An 11935-nucleotide genomic window follows, 5' to 3' on the forward strand; every position below is an offset into this window, starting at 1 on the left:
TTACCGTGAGTTTCACGCTCGGAAAACTGAGCTCGGAGGGATTTGACGAGTTCATCAGGAACATCCGCGGGAGTGCGGCTCAGGCCGGTTGCCAACTAAAGCACCAGCCTTTCTCGTTACCTGCAGGACTGGCTCACTGCCATCAAGGCCGTTGATCCGGCGGTTCTGGCCGCAATGAAGACCTTGGAGGCGACTTCGGACGCGCTGAAGCAGAGTGCAACAATCGTGCAGCAGGCAAATTAACCGAACGTGCTAAACTGTTGAAAGTCCCGCCTGTTTCACCTCACGGAGAGGTGGCCGAGTGGCTGAAGGCGGCGGTTTGCTAAACCGTTATACGGGCTAACACCTGTATCGGGGGTTCGAATCCCCCCCTCTCCGCCAGTTCCTTTATATTGATCCTTTATATTGACGTACTTCTACGCTCTCCCATGAATCGAACATGACCCTGGCGCTCTGGTGTTTACCTCTGTTTGTGCGACGGGAACGCTTCTTAGATCCGCTTCCCGATTGTGCCGCGGTGGGGTCCAAAGCGAAGCGGCACCAAAAAACCCTGTGTGCGCAAGCTGCCACACAGGGTTTGCTCGTCCTCGTACACGCTTACGGCGTCGGATCTGGGTAGGAGCCGCCGAAGATGTCGCTGTTGCCAAAGGTCGCCGGGCAGTCCTGTTGTGGCGCAGGTTTGGTAGGCACGGCTGTCCCGTTCTCCACCGCCGCCTGGGCTGCGGCCCGCCAAGCATCGATTGCCGGGCAATCCGCAGCGTTGCGCGTGTCGTTCCAAACAGCGGCACCATAGGTATCGGTCGCAACCGCATACACGTAGTCGCCCAGGAACTCCAGCCACAAATTGTTTTGGCTGGAGCCGCGCGGGTCTTCCGTGGCACTACGATGCAACACTGCCCATATACCGGGAGCTCCATTACCTCCTATGTCCGCGTGTTTGACAACACCTACCAGCCCGCGCGGGCTAGTAGTATCGTTGCGAAGTGGGGTGGTGAACGCGTTGTATACCAGGTAAGCATCGGTTCCACTCGGCGAAATGGCAATCGCGGACAAGTAGCCGCGGTCACCTGTGGACTCTGTCGCCGCAGGATCCGACCAGTTATTTCCACCATCCGTGGAATAGCTCACGAACACGTGTTCATGATTGACGCCATCGCGTCCATCGACCCAGGTACGTACTATTTCATTGGTTGCACCAGCCCCGGTGGGCGCGCCGTTCGCGACATCAATGCTCGGAGCCGACGAGAGGTCATCACGCGCGCCGCCGACACCGTCCATTACGCAGCGGAACCCGGTTCCGTCAAATTGCACGAGAAAGCATGTATCAACAGCTTCGCCGATGTTTACCGGCGGCGTCCAGGTCCGCCCCCCGTTGAAAGACTTGACCATGACGTGAGCGCCGTGCCCAGGCATCCCGACGGCAAACTGGTTAGCGAGGACATACACCACTCCGTTGCTGTCGGTGCGCACTGTGCAGCCGGAGCGACCAAATCCCTGTACCGGGTTAAACGGAGTGTTGCTGGCCGACGTCACTTGTTTCTGCTTCCAGGTATCGCCGCCGTCAGTCGAAGTGGCCACGAGCAGCGGCTGGGGAGATGCGAGCCCGCCACCAACGCTGCGGAACGATGCAAGGCAGACATAAACATTGCCAAAAAAGGGGCTGCTAGAGGCGTTGTCAGCCCAAATCTGCTCCTTGTCGCTAAACGTTGTCGAAGACTGTTTAGTGACAATTACCGGGAACGTCCAAGCGTTCTTGTCTCCGGCTGCTGCGGCCACTACATCATCGGTCCGGGAAACCGCGACTGCCTCGAAGCCTTTGAACGTAGTCTGCGAGGGCAAATTGGAAGTCAAGTTTGCGTAATAGAACCGAGATCCGTTGTTCCATGAGAAGTGGCCGTTCGCATCCGGTTTCGGGCCGAAGGCCAACGCGGGGTCACCATCGGATACCAATCCGTTCTCGAAGTACCACGGAAGGGTACCGATTGGCCCTACTTGTGGTGTGCAGGCGGGATCGGAATCGCCGACGACCCCAAGGCAGAAGCGGGCCGTTAAGCCGGAATACGTGGGCTGGGTCCATGTCGTGCCGCTGTCCAATGAGAAGTAAACACCGGAAGAACCAACACCTGGAGTGAAGGGACAGGTATTGTCAGTACCGGCATTGCACGCCTCCATGTCGATGTTGTCATTTGCCCCTGCGACCAGCACATTGGGGTGATTGGCATCGACGGCCAGCGCAGGCTCGTTCTGTTTGTTCTGCGAAAACGGTGCTCGCTGGCTCCCCACGGTGACAAGAGTATCGGGGTTGGAACCGGCGGCTGGAAGCGCCAGAAGCAGGGCCAAGCCGGCGGCGAGCGCGCGATAGCCTGAACGAAGAAGATGATGGTACATGCGAGCCTCCTATTTTCGGTTGGCGCAAACGAACGGATACTCTCGCCGGCTGACCCCACTCAGCGCCGACGCATGAGGTTGCGGAGTATATTCCTGTCTACTTTGAAGCCGCAAGCGAATCTCACAAGCTGATCGACGGGACAGTCTGATACCGCTGGTATCGTTTTATTGCGGTCCGCGTACCGAACATCACTAACCTCTTACACGCGGACTAAGGTTGTTTTGTATTTGACGAGCGCTCGCCGGCGGCGCTATCAGAGTAGCAGCTCACACTGCATTGCCGAGAATCGTGCAAGCCTTGGCTTCCGGGTGAAGACATGAAGCGAATGGTGTATTTTTTTGCCCTCCTGTTCCCGCTGGCGGTTGCGGCGCAAACAACATATTCCAACCTCGACGACAGCCTCGCCGGTTGGGGCGGTGGCATGAATTGCACTGGTTCTTGTGCCGGCGGCGCCAGTGCGACCATTGCCACCAATACCATCGTCGGGACCCCAAGTGTTGATGGCAACGGCAGCATGGAGTTGTTCTTCAACGGCCCGTCCTGGACCGATGTGCTCTGGTGGGACAAGTTGGGGGTCAACAATACGGCTACCAATTTTACGTTTGACTTCTACGTCCAGCTCTACAACTCCACGAATGAGCTGCCGAATAATGTCCAGGCGCTGGAGTTCGACACCTTTCAGTTCATCAAGCTGGCTAAAAACAAAGGCACCGAGTACATGTTCGGAACGCAGTGCGATTATGGCAATGGCTGGTGGGATGTATGGAACCAGCAGCAGGGCTACTGGGTCGCGACCAGCGTTCCCTGTGTCCCGTTTCAGCCGAACGTCTGGTATCACATCACCTGGAATTTGCACCGCACGCCCGACAAACTCATGCACTACGATAACTTCAGCATCGTGCAGTACGACACCACGAACAAGATCGTTAGCAGCCACACTTATACGCTGAACATGGCTTACCCCTCGGGGCCGCTGCCCAGGGGTTGGGATTCTGTGATCGGCGTGCAGTTTCAGATGGACGCTAATGCGAACGGCGGGCAGATGCAGGAGTACGTTGACCGTGTCAGCCTCACGGTCCAGTAGTGTTGCATTTCCTGGTAGACCCCTTGACAGCGCCTTCGTGCTTATAGACGCCCGGGCATCGGCATTTGCCGAGGATGGCCATTCGCGTCCTTACGGTGAGAGGCCGACGCGGTGCAGGAGGTCTGGGAAGCGGGGGTCGGAGCGCAACGGGTCCATCAGGGGCTCCACCTTGGAGTGTTGTAATGGGCTGCTGCGCTCTTTATAGGCGTTTTCCAGAGCGGCGAACGCGCGATCATTCTCGCCCAAGCCGGCGTAGATGCATGCGGCGGCCCACCAATAGCCGAGTTCCTGCCTTGACCGCTCGTTTAGGTCGTTGAGAAGTCGCTGCGCTTCATTGCGTCGCCCGCCCAAGGCATAAGCTTGCCCGAGTGCGCCGACGTATTTAGTACTGTTCGAAGAGAGCGACATCGCTTTCTGAATTTCCGCCGCCGCGGCGGCGAAGTCCTTCTTTCGCAGGTAGCTCTTGCCGAGGATGAAGTGCCCTTGCGCGAAACTTGGATCCAGTTCCAGTGCCTTGCGCAATTGTTCGATGGCGGCATCGACCTGTCCGGCGACCATTCGGTTCTGGGCCGTGTCGCTGTTGATGATGAGCGACAGCGGGTCGAGTTCGACGGCACGCTGGCCCTCCGCCAGCGCTTCCTCATGGCGGCCCAGCGACGACAAGTAATCCGAATAGTACTGGTGGCCGGTGGCATATCCAGGGTTCAGCTCCAGCGCGCGACGGTACTCTTGGCCAGCTCCTGTCCAGTCCCAGTCGTAAAACTGCTTAATGGCAGCGAGCGAGGTGTGCGCTTCCGCGAGTGTATCGTCCAACTGCAGTGCTCTGGCCACCGCGTCGCGAGCCTTGGGAACGACCTCCTCGACTGGACGGACCAGATATGCTCCCATCAAGAAGTAACTTTCCGACAAGCCGGCGTATGCAGGAGCGTATTTGGGATCCTTCTCGATCGCCTGAGTGAACGACTCCACAGCCTTATGAAATCCTTCTTCGCTCCGCTTATTGAGGTAGTAGCTGCCTTTCAGGTAGAGCTGATAAGCTTCGCCGTTATCGGTATAGCGTTTTGCCAGCCGCCGCTTTTCCTCGCCTGTCAGCTTCAACCGTAATTGTTCGGATATCTCGCGAGAAAGATCACTTTGAAGAGAGAAAACGTCAGCTGTCTTACGCACGAACTGGCCGCCCCAGAGCTGGGAGGCGTTGGCGACATTCATCAATTCCGCCTGCACGACGACGGTGTCGCCCCGCTGCTGCAACCGTCCGGTCATGACGGCGCCGACTTGCAGGTCCTGTCCGATCTTTTGTGGGTCGGTATCCTTATCCTTGTAACGAAAGACGGTGCTGCGCGCGATGACGCGGAGCTTAGGCAGCCGCGACAGGTCGTTGATCACACCCTCCGTGATGCCGTCGCTCAAGTATTCCGCATTGCTATCCCCTCCGTCATTCACGAAAGGCAGCACGGCAATAGAGTTGATGGCCTCCCCCCGGCCTCGCACGACGGTCCACCACGTGGCGATGGCGACCAACACGGTCAACGCGAGCGCTCCCGAAGCGGCTGCCACTTTGCTGCGCCGCCGCGATGGAACCGGGGCAGCCAGTCCGGTCTCGCGAATCACTCGGGCCGATTCCAATTGGCGTTTCAGCCGCTGTAGGTCAGTGCGCAGGTCGGCCGAGGTTTGGTAACGCAGCTTACGGTCTTTCTCCAGGCACTTGCCGATGATTCGTTCCAGTTCAGCCGGGACTGAACGGTTCGTTCGGGTTGGCGGAACAGGCGTTTTGTTCAATATTGCGTCATAAATCGAGCCCGACGTCGCTTCGCAAAACGGCAGTATGCCGGTTGACATCTGGTACAGTACGACGCCGAGGGAAAACACGTCGGTACGTGCGTCCAAGTCCTGGCCCTTGACCTGTTCGGGAGACATGTAGAGCAGTGTTCCCATGACCTCGCCGGGTCCGGTCAACGCAGTCAGCATCTCCGTCGAAGCAGTGGCCGATTTTGCTACCCGCATTTTCGCCAGCCCGAAATCCAGGATCTTCGCCTGTCCCCGTTGCGTGACAAAGATGTTGGCTGGCTTGATGTCGCGGTGGATGATGCCGACGGTGTGCGCGGCGTCGAGCGCGTCGGCGACTTGGATGGCAACATCGAGCAATAACTCCAGCTCGAGTGGCTTCTCATGGATGGTGTGCGCCAGGGTTTCGCCTTGCAGCAGTTCCATGGCAATGAAGTGACGGCCACCGGCGGTGTCGACATCGTGAATGGTGCAGATATTCGGATGATTGAGGGCAGAGGCGACTTGCGCCTCGCGCTCGAAGCGGTGGAAGAAACTGATGTCAGAGTCGAGGTCTTCGGGAAGAAATTTCAGCGCCACATGACGGCGCAATCTGAGGTCTTCAGCCTCATATACCACTCCCATCCCGCCGCCGCCCAGATGGCGGACGATTCTGTAATGCGAAATGGTTTGGCCGATCATGTGGCCGCGACAATGGGTCCCGTGAATCACGATTATCGCGCTACCCCACGAGGAGCACAATTCGGGGAGCGTTTCTCCCTCTGCTTCGACAAACGAAAATCTCGTAATCTGCCGCGGCGCGGTTCCCTTGTCCTACCCCAGAAGTGCGTGCGCAAGAAGCACGGAAAAAATAGACCGAAGTGGGAATGCCGACCCCTTGCATTTCGGGCTGCGGGGCATAGAATTTGCGCTGGATAGGTGTCGGCAGAAGAGGTCCCCCATGGCCACCTCTCCGGCTTGCGGCCAAAGATGCGGGCATTATCGTCTCCTTGAGCGCGTTGGCGAGGGCGCCATGGGCGTTGTGTATCGCGCCCACGACGAGGTCCTGGAGCGGGACGTGGCCCTCAAGCTGCTGTCGCCGGGCGTGGTTCGTGATGAATCGACGCGCAAGCGCTTTCGCCAGGAAGCACTGACTCTAGCCCGCCTCAATCATCCGAATATCGAGACCGTGCACGGCTTCGAGACTGCCGCCGACATAGATTTCCTGGTCGTGGAGTACGTGCCCGGCATTACCCTCGCCGACCGGCTGGCGCGCGGACCCATGAAGCCGGCGGAGATGCTGAACCTTGCCATCCAACTGGCATCGGCAGTGGCGGAAGCGCACCAGCAAGGCGTGGTGCACCGCGACCTGAAGCCCGGCAACGTCATGGTCACGCCCGCCGGGCAGGCGAAGGTGCTGGACTTCGGGCTGGCGCGACTGTTGCCCGTCGGCGACCAGACCACGCTTCCGAGCGAGCCCGACACGTCGTCAATGGCGGGCACGCTGCCGTACCTGGCACCGGAACAGCTGCAGGGAACGCAACCCGATCGCCGCTCCGATGTCTACGCCCTTGGCGCTGTGTTCTACGAGATGGCGACCGGAAAACGCGCCCATGCCCAGACGTCGTGGGCAAGCCTGGTGGAAGCCATTCTGCACCACGAACCCGCGCCGGTGTGCAGCCTCAATCGGGAGATTCCTCCCGAGGTCGGAGCCATTATCCGCAAGGCGATGGACAAAGATCCTCGGCTGCGTTACCAGAGCGCGCGCGAGGTTGAAGTCGACCTGCGCCGGCTGGTCTCCGGGCGCAACCTCGACCAGGTCGCCGCGCCTCGGCGTGTATGGCCCCGCGGGCAATGGCTGGCTGGCGCCGCCATAGTGGCGCTTGTCCTTGCGGTCGCGTTAGCGGGGCTGTGGGTGCGCGTGGGCCTGCGCAAGCGTTCCGCACCGGCCGTGGCGGCGAGCAGAGTCAGGGTCCTGGCCGTGTTGCCGTTCGAGGCCATCGGTGGCAAGCCCGAGAATCAGGCGCTGTGCCACGGCTTAACTGAGCTGCTGACCGCGAGGCTCGCCCAGATCAGCAAGCGCTCCGGAGTGGAGGTGGTTCCGACCAGCGAGGTGCGGGCGCAAGCAGTCAGCTCGGCCGACGACGCGCGCAAGAAGCTGGGAGTAACACTGGTGGTTGAGGGGAGCTGGAATTTCGCCGCCAACAACCAGGTGGCCTACAGCCTTGTCGACGTCCAGACGCGACGCAACCTGAATGGCGCGGTGGTTAACGCCGACCTGCGTGACCTGGCTGGCACGGAGCGCGAGGTGGTCGACAAGTTGCTGGCCATGCTGGAGGTTGAACCGCAGGGCGACGATCCCGCCTTCGCCTCCCCGACCTCACAACCCAACGCCTACCAGTACTATGTTCGCGGGCGCGGCTATCTGCTGGATTACACCAGTCCCGACAGCCTGAAATCAGCGTTGGCGCTGTTCAAGGCTGCCATCGAGGCGGATCCTGGATTTGCGCTGGCGCACAGCGCGCTGGGCGAGGCCTACTGGCGGCAGTTCCAGGAAAGCAGGGACGCCGCGTTCATTCCGAAGGCAATGGCAGCCTGCCGAAAGGCGGCCCAGTTGAACGATCGGCTGGCACCGGTGCACGTCACCTTCGGGTTGGTGTACCAGGGGACCGGCCGGTACGCGGAAGCGGTCGAGGAATTTGGTCGCGCGCTCGACCTGGATCCGACCAGCGACGCCGCCTACCGCGGCGTGGCGTTGTCCTATGCGTCGTTGGGCAGGATGAAGGAGGCCGAAGACGCCTACCGGCGTGCCATCTCGATGCGAAAGGACTACTGGGGCGGTTACAGCGCGCTAGGCAGCTTCTACAGCCAGGCGGCCCGTTATGAGGAGGCGGCCACCCAGTTCCGTCGCGTGATCGAATTGGCGCCCGAGAATGCTCGCGGGTATACCAATCTCGGTGGCGTCTACTACTTGCAGGGCAAGTACCAGGAGGCCCAACAGCTGTTTGAAAAGTCGCTTGCCATTCAGCCCAACTACCGCGTCTACGTGAACCTGGGCGCGCTATATTTTTCGGCCGGCCGATACAGCGATGCGGCGCAGATGTACGACCAGGCCCTGCAACTCAACGACAAGGACTCGCGCACCTGGCACTACGCTGCTTCCGCCTTTAACTGGGCGCCCGGACAAAAAGACAAGGCGCGAGCCGCCTACCAGCGCGCAGCGCAAGTGATCGAGAGCGAACTCAAGATCAATCCGCGCGACAGCAAGCAGATGCTGGCCCTGGCGGACTGCTACTCCATGCTGGGACGTGCCGCCCGGGCGCGCGAACTGGTGGGGCAGGCGCTGCAACAATCGCCTGCCGATGCCCAGAACATGTTCCGCGCCGCCGATATTTACGTCCAGCTGGGCGATCGCGATGCCGCGTTTACCTGGCTGGGCAAGGCAATCCAATCCGGATACTCGACCGCAGAAATCCAACACGATCCCACGTGGAACGATCTTCGGATAGATCCCAGGTATGAACGGCTGGTGCAGCCAGCCAAGGTCAATATGCAACATTGAGAGAGAGGTGGTGTATGGCATCTCAACCACGAACAATCACAATACGGGAGCGGAGAGGCAGCCGCCCTTGGCGCGATACGGAACCGGTCATCGTGGGCAAGTTCCTTGACAGCGAAGGGAACCCCAGGCACAAAGTCGTGCCCCCACATAAGTTCGCCAGCGCAGGCGATACGCTGGTGTTCAAGTATTACGGCTGTGACAAACTGGAAATCAAGGACGAATTCCATATCTTCGAGCGCATCGATGACCACTCCACTCCTGGCATGGTGTATGCGACTTTGAAGGATCCCCTGGAGCGCGGAATCCATCACTACACTGCTATCTGCGATGGCAAGATTAAAGCCGAAGGCGGATCGCCGCCTTCGGTCATCATCGATCCGTAGGCAGCAGGAGCGCTCACAACCAAAGGGTGGCCCACATTTGCCCGGTCTTAGCAAATGTGGGTCTTCCGCCGCGGTCAGAGAAGAAGACGCAGGCGGCGAAGGCTTTCCGGACCTCGCGGTGGACGATCCGGCCTCGTTTATAAAACTCCCTCCGATGAAGGCTGGCGCTTCAGCTTGGGGTGGAGGTGTCGATGGCCGACACTGCATGCGGCGCGTGCTTGGCGTGCAGCAGTTCCACAATCGCTCCGTAAAGCCGCGAGCGCAGTTCGAAGCGCTGGTGCGCGCGTGTGATGTAGCGCACGATGATGTTCACGCCCATGTTGGTCGGCTTGACGTTGATGGCAGGCGCCGCCGAGAACGACTGCAGCGCGTGACTGTGCGCCACCCGGTGCCACTCTTCTTCCGCTTGGCGAACGTTTTCCCGCGTCTCGTTCACCACCAGTTCCTGCACCGAGTTCAGCACCCGATAAGGATCCTCGCCGCGCGGCACCAGCACTTCGATTTCGTCCCACAGCCACTGCCCGGTGGTCGAAAAATTGAAGTAGTGGCCCTCGACGGCAAAGCTGTTGACGCACGCCACCTTGCGCCCGGTGGGATGTCCCGCGTCGCTCCACTGCCCGGTTTCGAGCAGCACGGTGCGCAGCAGGCCGATCTCAACCACCTCGCCGCCGATGCCGTTGATCTCCACCCAATCGCCGACGCGGATGCCGTTCTTACCCATGAGAACGAACCAGCCAAAGAAAGCGACGATGAAGTCCTTCAGCGCTACCGTCAGCCCGGCACCGGCCAGGCCGATGATAGTGGTCACCTGCCCCGGTGATCCCAAAACCACGATGACGATCGCACCCAGGGCGACGACTTGGACTGCCAGCCGGATGGCGAATTGCAGGCTGCGCAGGCGCTTTCGCTCCGCATTCAGCGATGCGCCGAAGCGCCGAATTCCCGCCAGTGCCAGGGACGCCAGCATGCAGATGAGCACGATCCACAACAGGTCGAACACAATTCCGTGGAGACTGGCGCGCTGCTGCAGGGACACCACCGCGCCCCAATCCCGGTAAATCTCGCTCAGGTCCTGCAGGTCCTGAACGCGCTTGTCGTAGTCGGCCAGGCTCTTGACATCCTCGCCCATGCCGCGCACCGCCTTGGCCGCCGCGGACATGCTGTCCTGCTGGCCCGATTTCTGCCGGTCGACTCGCCCTTCGAGTTCGTCGTGCGCCTTGGCCAGCGCTGCGGCGGATTGGGCTGCCTGCTGCGATGCCGATGTCAGCTGCTGCATTTTGTCGCGCAGCAGCCGCCACATCCGCGCGTGCGAAGCCAGTGGCCAGGATTCCGCAAATGGTGGCGCGTTGGGAAGCGTGAATGCCGCCGCGTGCGTGGCCACGTGCTCGTCGAGCATGCGCTTGAGCGCCCCCTGCAGGTCACCGCCGGCGCGCATCAGGTCTTGCTTGGCATCGGCGACTTCCTCCTGGTCGAGGGCCAGCTGCGCCTGCGCCAGTTCGATTTCCTGCTGCACTTCGGGATTGTTTTTGGAATCTGACTCTTGCAGCGCGGCGATCGTGTCCTGGTCGGCCGCAACGCTGGTCTCAGCGTCCTTCACGCGCGCCTGGAGCTTGCGGACCTCCTCGGTCGGCGGCGCGGGATGCAAAGTCGCATCGCGCAGAGCGGTGGCAAAGGCCAGATCGACGGCGTCGTCGGCGGTGCTTAGAGCGCGACGCGCGAAGGGATATTCTGCCCGTGACCAGGCCTGACCGGCCAGCGCCCGCGCTGTTTGCAGTGGCTTCTGATCCACCAGGTTGCGCAATCGCGCCCACGGTCCGCCGGAGGTGCGGAAGCGGCTGGGCGGCGGCGCCGACTCGCGGGTCACGATCAGCCCCACGACGGCCGCGCCAATCAGCGCCAGCCATAGTCCCGCTACCAGTGCCTCCCCACGTCGTATATGTCGCATCTGACTGCCAGTGAGCTTAGCTTGCCGCCCGTCGAACGGGCCCGCAGAACACTATTTACATTTTTATCGCAAAAGAAGACTATATGGCGGCCCATTCATCCTTGGAAAACTAAATATTGCCGTGGGTGCACGGATTCTAGTCGTTGTGTTGTTGGTGAGCTCGGCCATGAGCCTGCAGGCTCGCGGTCGTGCGCGCGGCTACCAGGCCGGCGGCGGCGCTCATCGCGCCCAAGTGAAGATCCGCGTCAAGCAGTCCAAGGATAAGCGGAAGAAGCCAGCCGCCCCGCCCGTAATCAAGCCTTCCACCCTCAATAGCCCAACGCCGTAGCGAAGTCGGAATTGTATGCTTTCTCCCCGAAAGCGGGGCAGAAGGAAGCTGCATCAAACCGCATATGAGCACGCAGATTCTGGTCGTGGACGACGAACAGCTGGTTGCGTTCATGTTGAAGGCGGCGTTCGAAAGCAATGGCTACAGCGTGGTCAGCGCTGCTTCAGCTGCGGAGGCGGTGACCACCCTGGCCGCCCGGCCCTTCGACGCGGTCATCACCGACATGAAAATGGAGAGCGACAGCGCCGGCTTTGATGTGGTCCGCGCGGCGCGTGCCGTGGCCAATCCTCCCGCGGTGCTGATCCTGACCGCGTTCCCGATCCTGGCGCGGGACTGGCGTGCCTCCGGCGCCGATGCGTTGTTGTCCAAGCCGAGCAACATAACCCAATTGCTGGATACCGTGGCCGAACTGGTCAGCCAACGCCGCCGGCGAGCAACTCGCATTTCGTGACGGCTCATTGCCCTTCGATCTTCAATCTG

The 11935-nt window shown here is 60.6% G+C and carries 8 protein-coding genes and 1 tRNA gene; 6 read left to right on the forward strand and 3 right to left on the reverse strand.

The genetic code is table 11. The features are described from left to right. The first annotated feature begins 287 nt into the window (after positions 1-287). A tRNA-Ser gene (locus tag VFI82_06255) sits at positions 288-381 on the forward strand. A 216-nt stretch (positions 382-597) separates the two neighbouring features. Here the strand turns inward: VFI82_06255 and VFI82_06260 are convergent. After that, positions 598-2388 (reverse strand): sialidase family protein, encoded by a 1791-nt coding sequence (locus tag VFI82_06260; GenBank protein ID HET7184268.1) that lies wholly within the window; start codon positions 2386-2388, stop codon positions 598-600. Between the two features lie 317 nt (positions 2389-2705). Here VFI82_06260 and VFI82_06265 point away from each other — a divergent pair, with 317 nt between their 5' ends. Beyond that, the gene (locus VFI82_06265) at positions 2706-3473 is read left to right on the forward strand and encodes a hypothetical protein (GenBank protein ID HET7184269.1); all 768 of its coding nucleotides are present in this window, start codon (positions 2706-2708) and stop codon (positions 3471-3473) included. 90 nt (positions 3474-3563) lie between these two features. Here the strand turns inward: VFI82_06265 and VFI82_06270 are convergent, their stop codons facing one another. Further along, on the reverse strand, positions 3564-5939 hold the full coding sequence (locus VFI82_06270; GenBank protein ID HET7184270.1) for a protein kinase: 2376 nt from the start codon (positions 5937-5939) through the stop codon (positions 3564-3566). A gap of 259 nt (positions 5940-6198) precedes the next feature. Here VFI82_06270 and VFI82_06275 point away from each other — a divergent pair, with 259 nt between their 5' ends. Both VFI82_06275 and VFI82_06280 read left to right on the forward strand, forming a co-directional pair. Continuing rightward, complete coding sequence (locus VFI82_06275; protein ID HET7184271.1) at positions 6199-8799, forward strand: tetratricopeptide repeat protein; 2601 nt, start codon at positions 6199-6201, stop codon at positions 8797-8799. Positions 8800-8891: 92 nt separating this feature from the next. After that, on the forward strand, positions 8892-9182 hold the full coding sequence (locus tag VFI82_06280) for a hypothetical protein (GenBank protein HET7184272.1): 291 nt from the start codon (positions 8892-8894) through the stop codon (positions 9180-9182). 169 nt (positions 9183-9351) lie between these two features. On the opposite strand, the gene VFI82_06285 is transcribed toward VFI82_06280, so the two are convergent. After that, positions 9352-11127 (reverse strand): mechanosensitive ion channel domain-containing protein, encoded by a 1776-nt coding sequence (locus VFI82_06285; protein ID HET7184273.1) that lies wholly within the window; start codon positions 11125-11127, stop codon positions 9352-9354. A gap of 166 nt (positions 11128-11293) precedes the next feature. Between VFI82_06285 and VFI82_06290 the strand changes: the two genes are divergently transcribed. Then, complete coding sequence (locus tag VFI82_06290; protein ID HET7184274.1) at positions 11294-11455, forward strand: hypothetical protein; 162 nt, start codon at positions 11294-11296, stop codon at positions 11453-11455. A 64-nt stretch (positions 11456-11519) separates the two neighbouring features. Then, positions 11520-11906 (forward strand): response regulator, encoded by a 387-nt coding sequence (locus VFI82_06295; GenBank protein HET7184275.1) that lies wholly within the window; start codon positions 11520-11522, stop codon positions 11904-11906. The last annotated feature ends 29 nt before the right edge of the window (positions 11907-11935 follow it).

Source organism: Terriglobales bacterium (genome assembly GCA_035691485.1).
GTDB lineage: Bacteria > Acidobacteriota > Terriglobia > Terriglobales > Acidobacteriaceae > JAIQGF01.